The 20,537-nt window shown below is 32.4% G+C and carries 20 protein-coding genes and 1 tRNA gene; 9 read left to right on the forward strand and 12 right to left on the reverse strand.

Annotated features, from left to right (window positions below; all coding sequences use genetic code 11):
* Positions 1-133: 133 nt before the first annotated feature.
* The gene (locus C8C83_RS02775; protein WP_132011648.1) at positions 134-325 is read left to right on the forward strand and encodes a hypothetical protein; all 192 of its coding nucleotides are present in this window, start codon (positions 134-136) and stop codon (positions 323-325) included.
* 19 nt (positions 326-344) lie between these two features.
* Here C8C83_RS02775 and C8C83_RS02780 read toward each other — a convergent pair whose 3' ends face one another.
* On the reverse strand, positions 345-791 hold the full coding sequence (locus C8C83_RS02780; protein ID WP_121326336.1) for a response regulator: 447 nt from the start codon (positions 789-791) through the stop codon (positions 345-347).
* Between the two features lie 376 nt (positions 792-1,167).
* Between C8C83_RS02780 and C8C83_RS27180 the strand changes: the two genes are divergently transcribed.
* The 6 genes from C8C83_RS27180 (at position 1,168) to C8C83_RS02810 (ending at position 6,844) form a co-directional block, all read left to right on the forward strand.
* The gene (locus tag C8C83_RS27180) at positions 1,168-3,126 is read left to right on the forward strand and encodes an ATP-binding protein (protein ID WP_158598130.1); all 1,959 of its coding nucleotides are present in this window, start codon (positions 1,168-1,170) and stop codon (positions 3,124-3,126) included.
* A gap of 10 nt (positions 3,127-3,136) precedes the next feature.
* Positions 3,137-3,577, forward strand: a complete 441-nt coding sequence (locus C8C83_RS02795; protein WP_121326337.1) for a response regulator — start codon at positions 3,137-3,139, stop codon at positions 3,575-3,577.
* 54 nt (positions 3,578-3,631) lie between these two features.
* Positions 3,632-4,855 carry a hybrid sensor histidine kinase/response regulator gene (locus tag C8C83_RS02800; RefSeq protein WP_121326338.1) on the forward strand — a complete coding sequence of 408 codons (1,224 nt, stop codon included), beginning with the start codon at positions 3,632-3,634 and terminating at the stop codon, positions 4,853-4,855.
* Between the two features lie 35 nt (positions 4,856-4,890).
* Complete coding sequence (locus tag C8C83_RS02805) at positions 4,891-5,088, forward strand: hypothetical protein (protein WP_132011649.1); 198 nt, start codon at positions 4,891-4,893, stop codon at positions 5,086-5,088.
* Positions 5,089-5,615: 527 nt separating this feature from the next.
* Positions 5,616-5,999, forward strand: a complete 384-nt coding sequence (locus C8C83_RS27355) for a hypothetical protein (protein ID WP_233565986.1) — start codon at positions 5,616-5,618, stop codon at positions 5,997-5,999.
* 26 nt (positions 6,000-6,025) lie between these two features.
* Positions 6,026-6,844, forward strand: a complete 819-nt coding sequence (locus C8C83_RS02810; protein ID WP_233566131.1) for a site-specific integrase — start codon at positions 6,026-6,028, stop codon at positions 6,842-6,844.
* A 733-nt stretch (positions 6,845-7,577) separates the two neighbouring features.
* Here C8C83_RS02810 and C8C83_RS02815 read toward each other — a convergent pair.
* The 9 genes from C8C83_RS02815 to C8C83_RS02855 form a co-directional block, all read right to left on the reverse strand.
* On the reverse strand, positions 7,578-8,483 hold the full coding sequence (locus C8C83_RS02815; protein WP_121326339.1) for a toll/interleukin-1 receptor domain-containing protein: 906 nt from the start codon (positions 8,481-8,483) through the stop codon (positions 7,578-7,580).
* Positions 8,484-8,628: 145 nt separating this feature from the next.
* A complete protein-coding gene (locus C8C83_RS02820) occupies positions 8,629-9,561 on the reverse strand; it encodes a hypothetical protein (RefSeq protein WP_158598131.1) in 933 nt (310 codons plus the stop codon).
* Entirely contained in the window at positions 9,558-10,745 is a 1,188-nt protein-coding gene (locus C8C83_RS02825) for a toll/interleukin-1 receptor domain-containing protein (protein ID WP_121326340.1), read from the reverse strand. Before C8C83_RS02825 ends, C8C83_RS02820 begins: the two co-directional genes overlap by 4 nt.
* On the reverse strand, positions 10,738-11,526 hold the full coding sequence (locus tag C8C83_RS02830) for a TIR domain-containing protein (protein WP_121326341.1): 789 nt from the start codon (positions 11,524-11,526) through the stop codon (positions 10,738-10,740). The genes C8C83_RS02825 and C8C83_RS02830 overlap by 8 nt, the downstream gene beginning before the upstream one ends.
* Before the next feature lie 16 nt (positions 11,527-11,542).
* Positions 11,543-12,106 (reverse strand): toll/interleukin-1 receptor domain-containing protein, encoded by a 564-nt coding sequence (locus C8C83_RS02835; RefSeq protein ID WP_121326342.1) that lies wholly within the window; start codon positions 12,104-12,106, stop codon positions 11,543-11,545.
* 4 nt (positions 12,107-12,110) lie between these two features.
* The gene (locus C8C83_RS02840) at positions 12,111-12,725 is read right to left on the reverse strand and encodes a hypothetical protein (RefSeq protein ID WP_121326343.1); all 615 of its coding nucleotides are present in this window, start codon (positions 12,723-12,725) and stop codon (positions 12,111-12,113) included.
* A complete protein-coding gene (locus tag C8C83_RS02845) occupies positions 12,725-13,216 on the reverse strand; it encodes a TIR domain-containing protein (RefSeq protein WP_121326344.1) in 492 nt (163 codons plus the stop codon). The genes C8C83_RS02840 and C8C83_RS02845 overlap by 1 nt, the downstream gene beginning before the upstream one ends.
* 13 nt (positions 13,217-13,229) lie before the next feature.
* Positions 13,230-14,237 (reverse strand): nucleotide kinase domain-containing protein, encoded by a 1,008-nt coding sequence (locus C8C83_RS02850; protein ID WP_121326345.1) that lies wholly within the window; start codon positions 14,235-14,237, stop codon positions 13,230-13,232.
* A gap of 21 nt (positions 14,238-14,258) precedes the next feature.
* Positions 14,259-15,143, reverse strand: coding sequence for a nucleoside triphosphate pyrophosphohydrolase family protein (locus tag C8C83_RS02855; protein ID WP_121326346.1), 885 nt, complete (start codon positions 15,141-15,143; stop codon positions 14,259-14,261).
* A 324-nt stretch (positions 15,144-15,467) separates the two neighbouring features.
* On the opposite strand from C8C83_RS02855, the gene C8C83_RS02860 reads away from it, so the two are divergent.
* Both C8C83_RS02860 and C8C83_RS02865 read left to right on the forward strand, forming a co-directional pair.
* Positions 15,468-15,761 (forward strand): recombinase family protein, encoded by a 294-nt coding sequence (locus C8C83_RS02860; RefSeq protein ID WP_121326347.1) that lies wholly within the window; start codon positions 15,468-15,470, stop codon positions 15,759-15,761.
* 224 nt (positions 15,762-15,985) lie between these two features.
* A tRNA-Ser gene (locus C8C83_RS02865) sits at positions 15,986-16,070 on the forward strand.
* A gap of 569 nt (positions 16,071-16,639) precedes the next feature.
* On the opposite strand, the gene C8C83_RS02870 is transcribed toward C8C83_RS02865, so the two are convergent.
* Together C8C83_RS02870 and C8C83_RS02875 are read right to left on the reverse strand one after the other, a co-directional pair.
* Positions 16,640-18,139 (reverse strand): aminotransferase class V-fold PLP-dependent enzyme, encoded by a 1,500-nt coding sequence (locus tag C8C83_RS02870; RefSeq protein ID WP_121326348.1) that lies wholly within the window; start codon positions 18,137-18,139, stop codon positions 16,640-16,642.
* A 22-nt stretch (positions 18,140-18,161) separates the two neighbouring features.
* Complete coding sequence (locus C8C83_RS02875; RefSeq protein WP_121326349.1) at positions 18,162-20,162, reverse strand: cytochrome c biogenesis protein CcdA; 2,001 nt, start codon at positions 20,160-20,162, stop codon at positions 18,162-18,164.
* Positions 20,163-20,537: the final 375 nt, after the last annotated feature.

Consider the following 20,537-nt stretch of genomic DNA (forward strand, 5'->3'; position numbering starts at 1 on the left):
ATCATCTGAATCTGAGTCCAAAATAATTGACCTTTCATTACCAAATATTATTAATACCTCTAAAACTTGTGGCTGATTCATAATTTCCATAGATACCACCCTCTTGTCCCTGCCAATAATACCAAAATTGAAGTTGGAAACTAAAGAGATACATTCTTTAACCATCATTGCCTTTGAAGATAATATGGGTTTCCGTAAATCATCCAGTACGCTTTTAAGCGATATCAATGGCGTACTTCGCGAAGATCAAGATCTTAATTTTAGCTTTTTTCATCTTGAAAAGGACATTAATAATAGAAAAGGTAAAAAATATAACTATCATTAAATTGCTATGTTACTTATTTTTAAACAGAAATAATAAAAGATTCCAGTACAGGCAGCTTAAATTCTTCTTTCCTATACATTTCTATTACTTTATGCAACAATGATTTCAAATCCTTAAAAGTTATGGGCTTCACAATATAGGCATTTGCTCCCAATCCAAAAGTACTTATAATGCCATCTTCATTTGCAGGTGTAGAATAAATCGCGACTACAGGTATATTATTAAAATTAATATTTTTACGGATTTGCTGTAAGGTTTCAAAACCCGAGAGTACAGGCATATTAAGATCCAGAAAAACAATGTCTGGTGAATCAAGATCTGTATTATAAAGCCGTTTTAAAAGTTCACTGCCATTTTTAAAAAACTCGACTGAAATTTTAAAATGCAGCTCGGTGACAGCGTCAGCAAAAAATTGTCTATCATCCTTGTCATCCTCTGCCAATAAAATTTTAATATTTTCATTCATCTTTTCATTCTGGTTTAGATCATCAAATGTAAGGTATTAAAAAACAGGAGTTGGCAGTATTTAAAAAAACTATCTCATTGACCCAGAACCAGATCTAATTTGAGTTTGCTATACACTAGATTTAAATCTCAACATAGCCCGAAGATCTGTTCTATTATCATAACCTTTGTATTATCTATACGTTTACAGGATAAATCAGGTATTTTATTGAGTAATATTCATTACATTCGCCAAGCTGCCTCAATATACTTCCTGGGTATATTATATGTTAAGGTAAACATTATCATTATTGAATATCAAGGTTTAATTACAACTAAAATATCGGTGCTTTTCCAGCAAATTACTGCCAGTATTTTCTAATACAAATCCGCTTTACATGAGCAACGCAGAAAAAAAAGAGGGAAAAGAACTTACTGGTGTCAACAAAACAAAACACATTGATTCCCAAAAAGAAGATCAATATGCTAAGGAGCTGAACATCGCTAAAAAAGAACTGCTTTTCCAGCATGTTGAAAAACAGAAAAGAGCTGCTGAATTAATCATAGCCAATATAGAACTTGATTATCAAAAAGATGAGAAAGAAAAAAGGGCTGATGAACTCCTTATTGCCAATGAGGAACTTATCTATCAAAATTCTGAAAAAGAAAATCGGGCAGATGAACTCATTATCGCAAATAAGGAACTGATCTATCAAAATAGTGAAAAGGAAAACCGAGCATCAGAACTCGTTATTGCCAATAAAGAGCTGGCGTTTCAAAATAAAGAAAAAGAAAAACGTGCAGCCGAACTCATCATTGCCAATAAGGAACTTATCTATCAAAACGCAGAAAAGGAAAATCGCGCATCGGAACTTATTATTGCCAATAAAGAATTAGCTTTTCAAAATAAAGAAAAAGAAAAACGTGCTGATGAACTGCACATTTTAAACGAGCAGCTCAGAGCCAAAGAGCAGCAACTAAGCAATCATATCCATGCCATTGCCGTTTCGAATGCTTCCATAGAATTTGATCTTGAGGGCAATATTTTAAATGCCAATGAAAATTTCCTTGAAATTATGGGATACACGATCAATGATCTGAAAGGAAAACACCATAGTCTTTTTGTAGATAAAGTGTATGCTGCATCTTCGGATTACAAACTTTTCTGGAACGATTTAAAGAGAGGAATCTATCAAAAAGATGAATTTAAACGAATTGGAAAACAGGGCCAAATCGTATGGCTTCTTGGAAGCTACAATCCCATTTTGGACATTGCCGGAAAACCATACAAAATATTAAAACTTGCCACGGATGTAACATTGGCAAAGACACAATTCCTTGAATTGGCTCTACAGGCTAAAGAAAAAGAAAATCGTGCCTCCGAACTCATAATCGCCAATAAAGAGCTGGCCTTTCAAAATACTGAAAAAGAAAAGCGCGCCGCAGAACTTATTATCGCCAATAAAGAACTTGCATTTCAAAGTAAGGAAAAAGAAAAGCGTGCTGCTGAACTTATTATAGCTAATAAAAAATTAGCATTGGAGACCATCCAAAAAGAGAAAAGAAAAGCTGAAAAAGAAAAGGCTGCTGCGGCACTTATTGTTACTAACAGAGAATTAGCCTATCAGGAAAAAAGAGGTAAAGAACTTTTTCTGGCCAACAGCGAACTCAAAAAAGCACAGGAAGAGTTGGAAGCTTTCTCCTACTCAGTTTCTCATGATTTAAGAGCCCCTATCAGGGCTATTAATGGCTATACGCAAATCTTACTGGAAGATCACGCGACCAATATTGATGACGATGGTCAAAGAGTACTTCAGTCTGTTATACATAATTCCAGAAAGATGGGACTGCTAATTGATGACCTGCTGGCTTTTAGTAAATTGGGGCGTAAACAGGTAAGTACTGAAACCATCAATATGGCCTCTTTACTTAATGGAGTCATTAGTGAAATTGGGGTTGACAATAGCAGCAAAATTCCAGTATTCGAGATTGAATCCATTGCGTATGCCAACGGAGATCCGGCACTGATAAAACAAGTATGGATTAATCTTATTTCCAATGCCATTAAATATTCTCAATATAAACCGGAAATCCGAATTAAAATTACTTCTTTTCCTAAAGAGGATAATATCGTGTACTGTGTAAAAGACTTCGGTGCAGGTTTTGACATGGAATATTATGATAAACTCTTTGGTGTCTTTCAGCGCCTGCATTCACAGGAAGAATTTGACGGAACGGGCATTGGTCTGGCAATAGTACAAAAAATCATAAACCGTCATCATGGAACGGTATGGGCAGAGTCAGAATTAGATCAGGGAGCAACTTTTTACTTCAGCCTTCCTATTATTAATATTTAAAACAAAAAAAATGAATTACGACGACATTGAAATTTTATTTGCAGAAGATAGTATGGATGATGCTTTACTGACCATACGGGCATTAACCAAAAGTGGTTTTACAAACAAACTGCTTCATGTAAAAGACGGTGCTGAAGCACTTGACTTTATCTATTGCCGTGGCATTTATGCCGATAGAAATCCTAAAACACACCCAAAACTATTTCTATTAGATCTTAAGATGCCCAAAATATCTGGTATGCAGGTACTTGAAAAAATTAAGAGTGACCCTGATTTCAAATCAATCCCGGCGGTGATCCTTACCTCTTCTCAGGAAGATCCGGATATTGCCAAATGTTATGATCTGGGAGCCAACAGTTATATCGTAAAACCGGTGGACAGTAATAATTTTTTCAATGCTATTAAGGAAATGGGCATGTACTGGATGATCCTAAGCCAGCCTTCTCTATAAGATTCCGCTTGATTGGCTGTTTCTCATCTTCTCACTTATAATTGCTCAATAAAAATGAAGGAACAAATTAAGATTTTAATACTTGAGGATAATAGCTCGGATGCAGATTTAATACTGCGACAGCTCTACAAGTCAGGGATGAACTTTTTATCGAAAACTGTTGAAACACGGAAAATGTTTGAAAAGGAACTTGAAAATTTCTCCCCGGACATCATTTTATCGGACTATTCCTTACCAACATTCGATGCCGTTTCAGCCTTTGGCCTGGTCAAAATCAAAAAACTTAATACCCCTTTTATTATAGTTTCCGGAACTATTGGCGAAGAAAATGCAGTACAACTTTTAAAAGATGGAGTGACTGATTTTGCTTCTAAGAGCAACCTGATGACTTTACCACAAAAAGTGGTTCGGGGAATCAAAGAAGCTCAAGATAGCCTGGAAAAAAAAGAAATTCTGGAGAAACTAAAAACACAGACTGCCGCATTGATTATAGCAAACGAAGAACTTAAATTTCAAAATAACGAAAAAGAAAAAAGGGCTATTGAACTACTAAATGCAAACAAAGAATTGCTTGCCTTTAATTTTATTTCCAGTCATGACCTTCAGGAACCGCTGCGTAAAATTCAAACCTTTATTTCCAGAATTATGGAAAATGAAGCAGAAAACATGAGTGAAGCCGGTAAGAATAATATGGAACGCATACAGGTATCGGCTACCAGAATGAGACAGCTAATAGAGGATTTACTGGCTTTTTCACGTGTAGGGAATACGGCACAAAATTACGAAATGAATGATTTGAAAATCATAATTGAAGATGTAAAATCAGATTTAAAAGATAGTATTAAACAAAAAAAGGCAACAATTGATATTATTGAACTTGTACCCGTAAATATTATAACATTCCAATTTCGACAGCTTATTTATAACTTAATAAGTAATGCTCTTAAATTTTCACGTCCTGATCTGGCTCCACACATTAGCATTCAAGCCACTATCCTAAACCATACTAACTCTAAATTGGATGGCCTGAGTTCAAAGCTGTTAAATTGTAATTATTGGAATCTAAGTTTTAAAGACAACGGAATTGGATTTGAAACTGAATTCAATGACTTGATATTTGTAATGTTTAAAAGATTACATCACCGTGATCAATATGCAGGTACCGGAATAGGACTTGCAATCGTAAAGAAAATTATTGACAACCATAACGGAATTATAACTGCAAAAGGCATTTTAAACCAAGGAACTACTTTTGAGATTTTTATTCCGCTGCTATAAAAATCAGATCCTATGCCAGCAAAAATGACTGGAAAATGGATAAATTGACCATTCTTTTTCAGTCTAAAAGAATCATTAGGCTAAGAGTAAATTGCTCAGCTAATTTTACTTTAGTAAGAGTGGTTTCAGAAACTAAAAAACGATTGATTATCACAGTCAATGAAATAGAAGATATTGCTTATCATTTGGGTCTTAAAAATACCACAAGATTTACAAGGCTTTTCAAAAAATAAGCAAGAATGTCTCCATTAGATTTTAGACAATCTTTGAACTGATTTCTTCAATCGAGGGCTATAGACTAATCTGTAGAATGCTTCATATTAAAAAAAACGAGCATCTAAATTACAAGTGTAAACCGATATTACTTATCTTTACAATATAATAATTTAAATACGCTGAAGTTAGGTGACCCTATAGGTGACCCTTACTTAAATAGTATATCGTAACCCCTTGTATTTACTGGGATTGACATAAAACCAGCGGAACCTCTTTCTCCGCCAGTAGAAGTTTCAAAAGAAACTTTAAAAGTCAAAAGCCTTTAAACACTAGTGTTTAAAGGCTTTTTCGTTTTTACACACTTTTCAAAAAGCACATGTTTTATCAAAGAATGGTGGCACAATTAGTGACCCACTTTTTTTGAGATCGTTTTTCTCAAAATTGGACCACTAAAACAAAAGAATTCCCCGGGAATTCCCTGCTGTTAATGGACTCTCTTAAAATTATTAATTCAATTTGATTATTAATTTTAAAACTAGATAACATGTTAAAAACAATTTTTCTGCTAAAATCTGGCAGAGTTAATCGCGACGGAGAAAGCTCTATTATCCTAAGACTTTCTTATAAAAACAAAACAATCACAATCGCCTCGGGAAAATATATCTCGAAAGAAAAATGGATCCAGACAAACCATCTGAAAAATACACTTAAGGCGGAAAAAGAAAAGGTAATAAAAAGCTCTCTTGATCTCATGCAGCTTAATGCCGAAAAGAAGTTTACAGAACTTTTCCGAATTGATCCTGACGTTGATCTGGAATTGCTAAAAGCTGAACTTACAGGAAAAGTCAAAATCGGCCAGCCTCAAGGTCCGACCATAATTGAGATTATGGATACATACAACATATTATATTCTTCACCAAAAGAGTAAATACTGGAGAGCGAGCACCCGCTTCACTGCAGAAGTATAAAAGAGTAAAAGATTTACTTTTGGATTTCATCAATAGTGACTATAAAAAGGAAGATATACCTGCATCTGAGCTATCAAGCTCGTTTGTCTTTAAACTGGAACAGTACCTTAAATATGAGAGCAGTTTTAAAGAGCGGACAGTTATTAAAAACAATTCGGTGGTAAAATATATGAAAATGTATAAAACTGCCTGCAATTACGCCATTAAAATGGATTTGATCATAAAAAACCCATTCAATATTTATGACGGAAGGCTAAGCGTAAAAGATGCAGTCTTCCTAACTCAGCTGGAACTGAATACAATCGAGAATAAAATATTCTCAACTCCCCGTCTTGAAAAGGTCACGGATATATTTCTTTTTAGCTGCTATACTGGCTACGCCCCTGTCGATGCCTTGGAGCTGACCGAAAGAAATTTATCAGAAGATTCGACAGGAAATTTATGGATTATTACCAGCAGAGCCAAAACCGCTATAAGAGCTAATGTTCCGATACTGCCAACCGTTGAGAAAATTATTTCTAAATATAAAAACCAGCAGAAAGGTCTTATCCCGAAAATATCCAATCAGAAAATGAATGCTTATCTTAAAGAAATCGTCGATGTCTGCAGCATAAACAAACATCTTACATGGTATGTTGCCAGATATACTTTCGCTACCACCGTAACTTTAGGAAACGGAGTAAGACTAGAAAATGTATCTGAGATGATGGGTCATACCAACACTAAACAGACGCAGCATTATGCAAAGGTTTTGGATGTTAATATAATGGAAGATATGGAGAAACTTAAATCTAAATTTAAGTGATATTTTTTTAGGAAAGGGGTTCCTGAATTTGGAACCTCTTTTGAAACTTTAATCAAATTTAAAACGAGAATCAAGGGATTATTTGTTGGACATATAAATAAACCGAAATGAACCCTACAAAAAAACATGTGAATTGTGTCCGCAGCGCGGACACAATTCACATGAACAAAAAAGTTATATTCCTTTTAGTTTTTTTTACTGAATAAAGATTATCCAAATCTCTCAACACTGTTGAGAGATATCAGCTAGACAGAGACTTTCTGTTTGCAGATGAAGAATATAAGTTTCAGCTCGAAAAAACAATGACATGTATATTCAACAGCAATCTTCAAATTGTATAAATCTATTCTTCCTAAACTTTTCTAATTGCGTCTGCAGTGCGGACGCAATTAGAAAAATAAATAAAATTCCCAAATAAGCGTCATAATAATACTGGAATTGCTACAGTTTTGCAATAGAAGTTAAGACGTAATTTCACTGATTTTCAACAGTTTTAACTTTGTGGTAGCATGGTGGCTTCATACATTTTCAAATACTTAAACCTTAGCAAAGACAGTACATCATATGCTCAGGTTCAAAAACGCATACGCCATTTGAAGCATAAAAATTGCTTTATCTCCCAATTAATTATTCTTTAATTTCAATTGTGTCTACAGTGTAGACATAATTGGGTTATTGATTTGTTATTCTACTGACGCAAAAAATTGATTTATTTCTCATTTTTGAAGTTTTTTCAATAGTTTTCTTTAAATGGCAATTCTTCGTCAAAATCGTAAATGGGAATATTATGTGAGAAAATATCTGAAGCTTTTTCTATAAACTCTGAATCAAAATTCTCTAAAAAACTATTCTGCGAAAAATCTGAATTATTAATTAAAAATAATAATTGAAATACATCTTTATAAAAATTTTCTCTTTCTCGTTTATATAATTTGAACATTTCAGGGTCAACAATAATTTCTAGAAAGCAACTAGATATATGTTCCCAATATCTTACCTCATTTTCTATATTCAAATCTCTTTGAAAACCATCTAGCCAAAATGCCATTGAGTGAGGGTAACATAGCAACAATGAAGAACGTATTAACCTGATTCTAGAAATTAAGTTTTCATTTAATTTTAAGTGCCTTATTGGAGCAGCTTTCAATTCACTGGCAATTTTTTTTTCTACTTTAGCAGTTTTAAGTATTTCATTAATTCTGATTTTATAATGTATTTCTGAAAATAATTTTGGGTTACAATTTTCTATAATTTTCAATGCTATGTCTTCGATAGTATTTTTTGTTGTTAGAGCAAATTTATCAGCTAAATATGGGCTAAAGTCTCTAACTTCTTTAACTGTTACATCTTTCCAAACCGGAAGAAGAATATCCCCATTTTCAATTTCATAAGAGTTCAAACTTTTTAATTCGTATTCGGTCCAGTTTTTACTAAAGAAAGATTTTGAAAGAACTATTAGTCCATAATTTGAATTAGAAATACCCTTATCAATGCTTCGACTTAAGCTGGTTCCAATTTTTAATTCGAATTCATCGTACCAAACCTTTAAACCGTATTGATTTAATAAGTTAGCCAATGGACGAACAAAGTCATCTTTATCTTCTGAAGCATGACTTATAAACAAATCTTTGTTTTTCATTATTGATTTAAATTAAATATTATTGAAGGGTAATACTAATGTCTAATCACTTTCTACTGAAGTCTTTTAAATGACTTGAAGAAGTTGAGTAAATAGTCAGTCATTTGTAATTTCAAACTTTATCATTCTCGTTTTAATTTTGAGTCTAAAGTTTTTTTAAGCCTTTCACTAATAAGTATAATATTTGATGAATATTTTTGCTTGAAAATAATATCTCGTTTTCTTCAATACTAAGTCCATTGAGTTCTGAAATTTTCTGTACATCGAATTTTGACAATTCTGCTTTTAATATTTCAAAGTCTGTGTAGTCACATTTAGAATTGACATAATTTTTAAATTCTAGTAGAAATTCAGTATTGTATTGAAATTCATTAGTTAAATCTTCAATAACCTCACCTTTAATTAGCCTTATTAACCTTTCTGTCGCTCCGCCAAATCCTCCGACTAAAAAGAGAGGCTTACCTTCTTTTAAAGTGTAAAGAGCCTCTTCAATAACTCCAGGTACATATCCTAAATAATTTGTTGTTTTTCCTCCAACTAAAATTCTAGCCGAACAATCTTTTGCCATTTGAATCCTCATTTCTTTAAAACATTCGCAAAAGGAATATCGATCTTCTGTAGAATTGAAGGGATTATATTCTTTACGTTGATCGATAGAGATAGTTTTCGGAGCTGAAATTTCTTTTATTTCAATTTGTTTTGAATGAAAATCTATTCTAACGTCACGTGTTAAACGTTTAGTATTAGGAAATACAAAATAGTTAACAAACTTAAAGTCTTTATCATTTGCCTTTTTATATTGGTTCGAAAGTTCTGAAAAATATTGAGTAAAACCATTTTCCCTTAAGTCTCCACCGTATAAAGCTGTTCCATCATTAGCAATAATATACCTTGCAATTTCAATTGAAATATCATTCAAATGTTGTTCAGAAAATCCTATTTTTTCTAAATCTTCATTTACTGATACAGAAATGGCAATTTTTTTAGTGTTTAATATTTTTGATTTGTTAGCTTGTTTTTTTTCTTGTAATATTAAATCGGAGTCTACACCTGAAATATCTATTTTATTTTTTTTCATAAATTCAAATTAATAGGAGTTGTAAATTCTACATCTTCATCTAGCTCATTTAAAATGTTGAGTTCTTCTAATCCTAATGGAGGATCAGGATACAGGATAATTAATCTTTTACCCCCTAGATCTTCCTTATACTTCTTTATATCTAAAAAGTTAAACAACTCAGGAGGAGAAGTTATAACTTTAATTTCGTTATAATCATCCGACCCTATATCAGAATACCCTTCTAAAAGTCTATTCTGATATAAGTTATTTAGAACTTGATATAATGTCAAATTTACAATTTTATAAAACCCTATAATCTCTTTCTTACCTATAACTGTTGTTGGCATATTACCTAAATACGGAAATGCTCTTTTTTCACCTATTAGGATATTATGCACAACAACTATGGGAGATTTATGTTTCTTTGCAATTAATATTTCACGTCGGCACCATTCTCTGTTAGAATATTCGTCTGTATGAAAGACAACTAGAGCTGAGTGTTTAATTTCTTGCTCAAATTGCTCCGCAAAATCATATCCATTTGCAATATCAACAGTGTCAAAAAAAACATCAAGTTTAAGATTGTCCTCAATGAACTTTTTAAATTTGATTGTAGTAGTTTCTCCATCTTTTTTAGCGTGACTTAAAAACAATTTCACAGGAGAACCTATTCTATGATGTTCTTTATCGTTTTGTTTTGGGTGAAAATTTAAAATAAGTCTAGAACAGTCGTGTAATAATTCTGTTTTTATTTTTTTAATAGACTTTTCTAAATCTTTTTTATCTTCAAGATTTAAATCTTTATTGAAAAATTTTGTTCCATCAGTAAATTGAAGAGTACTTAGACCACAGCCTATAGAATAAGCTTTATTACAAAGTGATATAGGAAGTATTCTGTTATTATCATCGATTTTTTTAGCAAGCTCTTCAGTGTATGAGCGAAAATCTTCATCCAAGATATATTCCTCATCTATAAGTAAAACGATAGCATTCTTTTCTGCATTGGATAAAGCTATTTCTAAAGGTTTATTATCGTCTAGTTTTACATATCGAAAATAAACAGGAATATTGATTCCTCTTGATAAGGGATTTTGATAATCTCTACAAAATGTAGAATATAATTCTTCTGCAATTTTTTTTCCAGCTTCAAAATTAGGATGCCAAACTACATATATATTTAATGGATATTTAATATTATTCATTGGTATCTTTTGTCATTTGTTTTAAAGTATTATCTATATTATCTGAATGTGTATTTCTTTTTTCAAATGCTAGTTCAATATATTCTTGCATTTTTGTTCTGTCATCTGTCCAATCCCCTATAACTGCATATTCTGATCTGAAATTGTCAGCCAATCTAGCAGGCATCAAACTATAAGTAGCTTTATCTGTACCAAAATCAGGATGATTGGGTAATATTAAGCCTAATAATCCAGAATATTTATCTCCAACTTTATAATTCAATGCCCCAGATATTTCCCAGTCAATATGTTTCCGATGTTTGGTGTTAAGACCTATTAAAACAACCAAAACAGTTGTGTCTGCCAAGTAACCTTTTTGAATTAACTGCTTAATGTATCCATCCGAATTGTCGGAATCTATATCTCCATCTTCGACAGATTTATGAGTAATCAAATCACCAAATAAATTTTTAAACTCCTCTTTATACTCTTGATCTTCAAAATGATAATAACTTATAAATGTCTTTCTTTTTGTTATTTCTTTTGGAAGCTTAGCACTCCAATTAAATCCAGCACCAGCTTTCTTAGTAAATGAACAAATTCTTGACCAGCCTCCAATTTTTCTTTCGGCACAGCAAAAAGTTTTTCCTTTATTAACTTGTTCTACCAGCCACTGACGATTTTTAAGCATTGCATCACCTATATATTCTTCAAAATCATCGTGGACTATAACTCTGTCAATTGAATTTCCTTTTTCGTTAAAGGATATTTTTGTGATGACATAATCTTCCCATTTAGCCATAATATTTTATCGTAAATTAATTGTATGGATCATTTATGAGAGTATCCATTACTCCCGAAAGGGGATTTGTATAGTTTCCGTAATCACTCATCATTTTTGTTTCAAGTAGGATTTCTTTATTAATTTTTGAGATTCTACTAATCAGATTGTTTAAATCATAAATATCTCTAACAATAGTAGCAGACCTTGCATACTCAGGCAATCCTCCTTTAGGAATTCCTTTTAGGCATAACACAAATAATTCTGTTTTATCATAACCGTAACCTATTTCAAAAGGCACCCAACTAGAATATAATGTATTGGGAGAAACTAATACAAGCATATGAGAACTATTGTTTATCCCTTTTCTGATTGAGTCAGTAACAGCTTTAGCGTTATTAGATTGATGATGAATTCTCAAATCTCCGTCATAAGCGTCAAAATAAACATCAATACCCGTCTTTATCAAATAATCTGCAATCTTTTTTGCTGCATCCTTATCTTTTTGTTGATGTGATATAAATACACATTTTATTCCCAAAGACAAGACCTTATTTCTGGAGTCATACTTTGTTGGGTAATAGTATCGGTTTAATGCCATTTAACTAAAATAATTTTGTCTGTTGATAGTCTTTCCAATGAATTGGTGTGCCATTTATTCCTAAATCGTATTTAATTGTTATCATCTTAATCAGATCTTCTGCTAATGGCTCATTTCTAATTGTTATATAATCTCTGTGACGAGTTCCAGGACAAATCTCCAGATATTTATCTGGAACTTTCCATGCATTCATTCCCAGATATAAAAAGTAATTAGATATTAAAACATATTCACCGCTTATATCTTGTTTAAGGTTCCCTTCATTGATTTTTCCATCATATAAACTATGATGAGAATCTAACTGAATCCACTCATCATTTTCATTGTGATAAATATTATCTCCATGTATTTGTTTTAAGCTGCCATTCAAAACAGGCTTTTTATAACTGAACCTCTCATCTTCCCAATATTCTTGAAAAGTTAATTTTTCAGTTACTTTCATTAGAAAAATCAAATGATTTAGCAATTTATTTTCAACAGCTCCTGTTCCAATAATCCAATCTCCGACAATTGCTTTTTTTCTTATATGAGGTTTACAACAAGCTAATGTACAGTACTCTCCGAATGGATTTGGAGCAAAACCATAATCACGAGTAATTTTGTATGCATAAATACTCATTATTGACAACCAATTCTTTTAACATTATTCACGGGGGCTCTAGGAGATCCATTTGAACTACACCACCCAACATCTTTGCCTTCTAAAGCATCAATTATTTTTTCAGAATTCCAGCCAACTAGACCGTCACCAAATTTTTCCAGATTTTCAGGGATATCCGAATCTTTACCCCCATGCATGAATACACCAACAATTCTTTTTCCTAGTTTAGCAGCTTGTTCAATTTCCCAATTCACCCATTCTCTCGAATGAGTCTGCGAACCAATTAATACAACAACCGTTCCTGCCCAACGCATTTTCATTGTCAAAAGTCGTTTCAAAGTCTGTTCAGGAATTTGTTTTTTATCTAACCTATCTTGATTTTTGGGATTAGCCCTTATAGAACTATTTCTAATACCATATTCTTTACCAGCCAATAACTTTGTAAAATTTGTAACAGAATCATCATCTTTATGATGATGACTTATAAAAACATTTTTTGATGTACTCATAGTTTATAAGACTTTAAATTAGATTGTTAATCTCCCATTTTGGAGGAAAGAAATAATTAATTTGTTCTTTCTTCTCTATTTTAAATTTCTGTTTTATACGTGTTCGATTTGAAACTCCCAGTATTTCAGGATGAAACACTCTAGAATATTTATCTACTTCACAAAAAACATTTTGACAATCAATTAATTGCAGATTTCTGCCTCCTAAATTCTGAAACTTTACTCCTAATCTTTCAAATTCTATTTCTTGATTGTCTGCCACCATTTTTATAATATCTTCATAATTATAATCGCCAAGACTTATAAAGCATTTGGTAATACCATCTTTTGCTCCTGGTCCAGCTTTTACAAATTCCATTTCACTAAAATTAATGAGATTACTATAATTGAGATCAATAGCATACTGATAGGCTAAAAACTCACCTACAGTAGGATAAGATAATAATAGCTCATATACGTCTTTCATAGATTTACATTGTTGAAGTTTATGAGGAAGTTTATCATTTATCATCTTTTCTATTAGTAATAAATGATTTTGATGCTTTCTTTCTTTTCCAAAAACAGATTTTCCTGATGCCATTATGTAAGCAGGAGAATATATAGGTTCTTTATTTTTCAGTACTTCTAGTAGTAATTTATCATATGCCTTGAATGAATAATTTTTAAATGAGATTTCACCTAACTCTTCTTGAAGAAATTGCCATGTAGAAATTCTATTAAAAATTTTGAATAAAACAATACGGAAAAATAATTCATCGGGGTCCTGGCTACCTTTGTATATAATATCTCGTATCAAAAATTGACTTACCCTATCTGTAGCACGGTATACATTAGTAAATTTGTAATTGTTTAGAATATCATCATTTGACCAAGGATATTCGGTATTATTAATTCGCTTAAAAAAAATATCTTGTCTCTTTGAGATGAATTCCCAATAAGTATTGTATACAACACTGGGTTTAGGTTTTATTTTTTTTATTAAGAATGAGACATTTTTAGGATTGTTTTTTTTTTCTATCATTATCACTTTTTAATTCGAACATTAGTTTTTACCTAAATAAGTTAGCTTTTTATTTTTAATGCTGACTAGAACTCGGCCTCCTTTATTATTCTTCAATTCATCAAAAACCTTATACGAATTTATAATTGCTGTTTCCCACTGTTTTTGCGTACAGTTCTCTACTTCAATACCGCTAACTAGCTTTTTAATTGTTTTTAAAACTTCTGTATCTACATTGTTACTATACTTAAATAACTGATGATCTACGGCGTAATTATAAATATATAAACTTACTAATTCCTCTGTGATAGCTGCTCTAGCACCATCTTCCACCTCATCTGTAGCATTATCACTTTTTCTTTTTATTTCCATTAATTTTCTTATCACGGGGGACCACCCTAGATAGGCAACATAGCCTAGATGAAATATATCGTGAAATCTGTATCCATCTTTCTTGTGTGAATTGTCCGTAATATCATCTCCTAACTGCTTTTTAGTAGTATTATTAATAATCCTTACTTTTTCCTTTCCTGCTTCATTAACAATCTTAAATTCTACTTCGAATTCTCTAGGAAATTGTTCTGATTTAGGGTATTTTTCATCATAAACTATAAAGTTTTCGGGCTGTTCTGAATCAAAGCGGTCTTTTATTTTTTTTAGATTCTCTTTTGCTATTTCTTCTAGATTTAGATTATTTTCAGTAGCTATTGTAGATATATACCAAAGAACGTCGCCCAGTTCTTCTTTTAGCTTATTTGTGTAGTTTATATAAGCGTTCCCATCTCTTAAATTCTTTTTCAATTCTGTAATAACAGATCCAGCTTCACCAATAAGTCCCAAAAACGGGACTATATTATTAACGTCTTTTCCTTTCACATAATCTTGGATAGTATTTTTAGCTTGGTTTTGATATTCTGAAAATAGCATACTTTATGTAGTTAGTTAATAATTGTGTTTAAACAAATATATTTAAATAGTATTTTTCTCTATTACGTAAAACCGTAATCATAAAAAATATTTTTTTCAATAATCTTGAAATTTAGATTTTTACATATCAAAAATACAACTATATAGGAACTCTATATAGGTATAAATACCTGTTTTAAAAAGATTGTGTTAAGCACAATTTCTGATCATAATATTTTCAATTGTTATTTTGTGAAATATAGAGTAAGGTAATAGCGTTTTATTTAATACTGCATCGAATGCTTTTTTAGTTAATTCAATAATTTTAACAAATACATTAATTATATAAAGTCAGCCTATTTATACGTTCGTGTAAGTAAGGACGAACAAAAGAGAAAAGGTTACTCCTTGCCAGAACAGGAGGATAGACTCTTGAAGCATTGTAAATATTATGATATCGAAGTTAAAGCGATTTATTGCGAAGATTTCTGCGCAAAGAGTATCAATAGACCAGAATGGAACCTATTATTTTCTGAAATCAAAAAGAAATCATCAGGAGAAGACAAAAACATACTATTTATCAAATGGGATCTATTCAGTCGTACTATTGAATTTGCGTACGAAAATGTTAGGTTGTAAAGACTTGAAAAATCTACATATTTATGTATAAAAAAAGAGACAAGTATATAATAGTTGTCTCCTTAAAGTGACAGAAGTATTCGAACCATAAGCTCTAGATTCCTAAAAGTTTCCTTACTTTTCACTTAGATATTATTTATTTAAAAATAGTATCACAAAAATTTCTGCAATCAAAAAAACATACTATCTTTGCACTCGCAATCACAAAATGATTGCAACATACTGGAGAAATGGCAGAGCGGTCGAATGCGGCAGTCTTGAAAACTGTTGACTGTAACAGGTCCGGGGGTTCGAATCCCTCTTTCTCCGCGGAAGGTTTAAATGTATAAAATAGCAAGTTTTATAACAAAGCCTAAAAAGTAGCAAACCCTGCAAATCAAACGATTTGCAGGGTTTTTATTTTATACTCATTTTCATTTTTTGTAGACGCTCAAGTTTGTAGCACATTCGGGGTACATTTAATAAATAGGCAGTCTACCTACATGAGACAATTCCATAATTTTACTGAGGCTGACTTTGATTCTCCTTGTCTGCTCCTGCCTGTAACCCAAACTTACAATTGCGGCCAAAATTGATAAATGATACACATTCAATTTGGGATCGCCAATATATATTGATAGGAAAAGAATGATATCGCTTTCTTTAAATCTATTATTTTTTTTATCCTCAATAGTCTTTGAGGATCTTCCTTATTGTAATAATATGAACCAAGCACTTTCTTAAAGCGAATTTTACTCGTAGTTCTGAATTTGAATTGTTACCTTCTAAAATTAAAAAAAAGCGCTAATCTTTAATAAAATTAACGCTTTTCTAATTACTTAAAATTATACATTCCAGCAATTTTATATTTGAATTCAGTATTTATTGTTTAAGGCTAATTATTCTAAACAAAACCATTTCTTAACCTCTGTCTCCAACAAATTTATCTTTTCAGAGATTTCATATTCATTGGTGAAAGGATTATAAGTATAAATCATTTGCCATTCTTTGTAGTTAGCTTCAACTTTTTGGATGGCATCACAAATAAATAAAAGTTCATCATTGGTCATTGTTGGATGCAAAGAAATACGAACCCAACCTGGTTTATTACTTAGATTTTGCTGAAGAATCTCTTTTGTCATTTCTGAAGATTCCTCTCGATTAATGCCAAATAAATAATGCGCATAAGTACTCGCGCAAGACCAACCGCCACGAACCTGAATTCCGAAACGATCATTTAAAATACGGACAACTAAATTGTAATGAATGTTTTCAATATTAAAAGAAACGCAGCCAATTCGTTCTGTATTTAAATCGCCCAGAATAGAAACTCCTTCTATTTTTTGAAGTTTTGAATAACATAAATCCAGCAATTCCTTTTCTCTGTTTTTCATGTTTTCAACACCCATTTGTTCTTTTAATTCTAAACATAACGCTGTCCGAATCACTTGCAGAAATCCCGGAGTTCCGCCATCTTCTCTTACTTCTATTGCATCACTGTAATGATATCCGCCCCACGGATTGGTATACTTTACATTTCCACCACCGGGATTATCCGGAAAACTTGATTTGTATAATTTTTCATTAAAAACCAAAATACCGCAAGTTCCCGGTCCTCCTAAAAATTTATGAGGCGAAAAGAAAATCGCATCCAATTGCGCTTCCGGATCTTCAGGATGCATATCAATTGAAACGTAAGGTGCCGAAGCAGCAAAATCTACAAAACAAAAACCACCGTTTTGATGCATGATTTTGGCCAATTCATAATACGGCGTGATAATTCCTGTAACATTTGAACAAGCCGTAAACGAACCAATTTTCAAACTTCGGTTTTTATATTTTTGAAGTTCTGAAGACAAGATTTTCGGGTCAACCAAATTGTTATTATCGGCAGGTAAAACCACAACATCGGCAATAGTTTCATACCACGGAACCTGATTAGAATGATGCTCCATATGTGTGATAAAAACCACTGGTCTTTCGTCATCAAACTGCAGTTTTACATTATAAATATTATCCTCAGAACGAAGTCCCATAATACGCTGCAATTTTGACAAAGCAGCCGTCATACCGGTTCCTGTAGCCACCAAGCAATCAGAATCATTGGCATTTACGTGCTTTTTGATTATTGCTCGCGCATGTTGATACGCATATGTCGATGCTTTGCCGGTTTCGCTTGAAAACGAATGCGTATTAGCGATCATCGGACCTATTTTATTGAGCATTATCTCCTCAATTGGAAAATATAATCTTCCGCTCGCAATCCAATCTGCGTACAATATTTTCTGTTTCCCGTAAGCGGATTCAAAAAAATGATTAACGCCAATTGTATTTCCTCTGAATTTAGAAAAATAATATTCTAATTCTGTTATCGCTGTTTTTTCTATAATAGATTCCATGACTATTTTTTTCTAAAAACAATTATGATTTGAAGTTTTTGATTCCCGTGTTCAGCCAATTGTAATAATCTTCGATATCAGGATTATAAGCCGACGGTTCCGTCAGGTTTGCGCTGTTTTGATCTACAATTACATAAAAAGGCTGCGCATTTGCTTTATATCGTTTAATTTGTAAATCGCTCCATTTATTTCCAACCGTTTTGATCTTTTTTCCTGTTGTTTCAGAAATATATTGTTCGTTTTCCGGAAGTTCTTTTTTGTCGTCTACATACAACGAAATCAAAACTACCTTGTTTTTTAAAACATCTGAAACTTTAGAATCTGACCAAACCAACTCTTCCATTTTTCTGCAATTTACGCACGCATAACCTGTAAAGTCTAATAAAACCGGTTTTCCGTTTTTCTTTGCGAATTCCATTCCTTTATCATAATCGTGAAAAGTAATGATATTTTGCGGTCCAAATTCTGCTCCTTCCGGTAAATCCGATTTTGTTTCGCTAACACTTTTAGAAGCTCCAAATCCGTCTGGAGATTCACTGTATTGCATTGGAGGTGCAAAACCACTGATTAATTTTAAAGGTGCGCCCCAAAGTCCCGGAATCAGGTAAATCGTAAAAGACAAAACAATTAATCCAAAACCTAATCTTCCAACCGAAATATGGTTTAAAGGAGAATCATGCGGCAACGTAATTTTTCCGAATAAATAGCAAGCCAAAGTTCCAAAAACGGCAATCCAAATTGTTAGAAATACTTCTCTTTCCAGCCAATGTAATTGCAAAACCAAATCAGCATTTGATAAAAATTTAAAAGCTAAAGCCAATTCTAAAAAGCCTAAAACCACTTTTACGGTATTTAGCCAACCGCCAGATTTTGGCAAAGCATTTAACCAACCCGGAAATGCAGCAAACAATGAAAACGGCAACGCTATCGCAGTCGAAAATCCTAACATTCCAACAATTGGCGCGATTCCTCCTTTTGAAGCTGCTTCTACTAATAATGTTCCAACAATTGGTCCGGTACACGAAAAAGAAACAATTGCTAAAGCCAAAGCCATAAAGAAAATCCCGATTAATCCTCCTCTATCCGCTTGTGAATCGACTTTGTTTGCTAATGCATTTGGAAGCATAATCTCGAAAGCTCCTAAGAAAGAAACAGCAAAAACAACCAATAAAATAAAGAAAATAAGGTTAAACCAAACGTTCGTTGAAAGCGCGTTCAGAGAATCAGCACCAAAAACAGCCGTTACAATTGAACCCAATAAAACATAAATAATAATGATCGAAAATCCGTAAATCAAAGCGTTTCTGATTCCTGCTGCTTTGGTTTTACTTTGTTTGGTAAAAAAACTCACCGTCATTGGGATCATCGGGAAAACACAAGGCGTCAATAAAGCTGCAAATCCTGATAAAAAGGCAATAATAAAAATGCTTATTAATCCTCTTGAATCCTTCTTTTCAACAGGTTTTGCAATTGCTATTTCTGCTTTTTCTGTTTCTTTTACGATTGCTTTTTCTTCTGCAATTGTGGTATCTTTTGCAACTGCAGTTTCTTCGGCGGAAGCCATTTTTACTGAATTTGGCATTTTAAAAGATAATTCTTCAGATGATGGCGGTAGACAATTACTGTCATCGCAAACCATAAATTCCACTTCAGCGGCAATATTTGTAATTTGATCTGATGTGAATTTTATTTTTTGTGTAAAAAGTGCTTTATCTTCAAAATATTTAATTTTCATATTGAAGATTTTATCCACGACTTCATGACCTTTTCCTTCGGTGGTTTTGCCTGTTAATTCAAAGTTTTTCTTCGGATTTTTAAAAGAAAAGGCTGTCGCCGATGGTCCTCCTTCTTCAATATATTGTCCATATAAATGCCATCCGGACTGAATCGAAGCTTCAGCTTTTAAAATATATTCTTTATCTGAAATTTTTTCTACAGAAGTTGTCCATTTTACCGGATTATACATTTGTCCAAACATACTGCAACTCACTAGCAATATTAAGGTTATGATAAAGTTTTTCATTGTTTTATGTTTTGATATTTTAAGTTTGATTAAAAAAAAGAGCTGTCGGCAAAACAGCTCTTTTGGGTCTTTCACAAAAATTGCTTACTAATTCAGATTTAAAAATGAAAGACAACTATTAAAATTGTTTTTTTTTGTTTCAGGTTTCAGGTTTTGACCACAATCTTGTCATTTCGACGGAGGCGAAATCTTCGCAAGTAACTCCGTAATCAAAATTTTCAATCTTTGTCGAGCTACTCGTGGAGATCCCTCGTTCCTCGGGATGACAAGATTGTGGTCACTATACTATTTCAGATTGCGATAACTTTGTCAAAGTTTAAAACTTTGACAAAGTTGAATCACAATCTTGCTTCTTACATCTTTTTTCTTTCCTCT

Origin of the sequence: Flavobacterium sp. 90 (assembly GCF_004339525.1) — a bacterium.
Taxonomy (GTDB): Bacteria; Bacteroidota; Bacteroidia; order Flavobacteriales; family Flavobacteriaceae; genus Flavobacterium.

Bases quoted from the DNA above. Each gene is read 5' to 3' on its own strand.
- C8C83_RS02780 (WP_121326336.1), bottom strand. From the start codon at position 791: ATGAATGAAAATATTAAAATTTTATTGGCAGAGGATGACAAGGATGAT.
- C8C83_RS27180 (WP_158598130.1), top strand. From the start codon at position 1,168: ATGAGCAACGCAGAAAAAAAAGAGGGAAAAGAACTTACTGGTGTCAAC.
- C8C83_RS02795 (WP_121326337.1), top strand. From the start codon at position 3,137: ATGAATTACGACGACATTGAAATTTTATTTGCAGAAGATAGTATGGAT.
- C8C83_RS02800 (WP_121326338.1), top strand. From the start codon at position 3,632: ATGAAGGAACAAATTAAGATTTTAATACTTGAGGATAATAGCTCGGAT.
- C8C83_RS02805 (WP_132011649.1), top strand. From the start codon at position 4,891: ATGGATAAATTGACCATTCTTTTTCAGTCTAAAAGAATCATTAGGCTA.
- C8C83_RS27355 (WP_233565986.1), top strand. From the start codon at position 5,616: ATGTTAAAAACAATTTTTCTGCTAAAATCTGGCAGAGTTAATCGCGAC.
- C8C83_RS02815 (WP_121326339.1), bottom strand. From the start codon at position 8,483: ATGAAAAACAAAGATTTGTTTATAAGTCATGCTTCAGAAGATAAAGAT.
- C8C83_RS02820 (WP_158598131.1), bottom strand. From the start codon at position 9,561: ATGAAAAAAAATAAAATAGATATTTCAGGTGTAGACTCCGATTTAATA.
- C8C83_RS02825 (WP_121326340.1), bottom strand. From the start codon at position 10,745: ATGAATAATATTAAATATCCATTAAATATATATGTAGTTTGGCATCCT.
- C8C83_RS02830 (WP_121326341.1), bottom strand. From the start codon at position 11,526: ATGGCTAAATGGGAAGATTATGTCATCACAAAAATATCCTTTAACGAA.
- C8C83_RS02835 (WP_121326342.1), bottom strand. From the start codon at position 12,106: ATGGCATTAAACCGATACTATTACCCAACAAAGTATGACTCCAGAAAT.
- C8C83_RS02840 (WP_121326343.1), bottom strand. From the start codon at position 12,725: ATGAGTATTTATGCATACAAAATTACTCGTGATTATGGTTTTGCTCCA.
- C8C83_RS02845 (WP_121326344.1), bottom strand. From the start codon at position 13,216: ATGAGTACATCAAAAAATGTTTTTATAAGTCATCATCATAAAGATGAT.
- C8C83_RS02850 (WP_121326345.1), bottom strand. From the start codon at position 14,237: ATGATAGAAAAAAAAAACAATCCTAAAAATGTCTCATTCTTAATAAAA.
- C8C83_RS02855 (WP_121326346.1), bottom strand. From the start codon at position 15,143: ATGCTATTTTCAGAATATCAAAACCAAGCTAAAAATACTATCCAAGAT.
- C8C83_RS02870 (WP_121326348.1), bottom strand. From the start codon at position 18,139: ATGGAATCTATTATAGAAAAAACAGCGATAACAGAATTAGAATATTAT.
- C8C83_RS02875 (WP_121326349.1), bottom strand. From the start codon at position 20,162: ATGAAAAACTTTATCATAACCTTAATATTGCTAGTGAGTTGCAGTATG.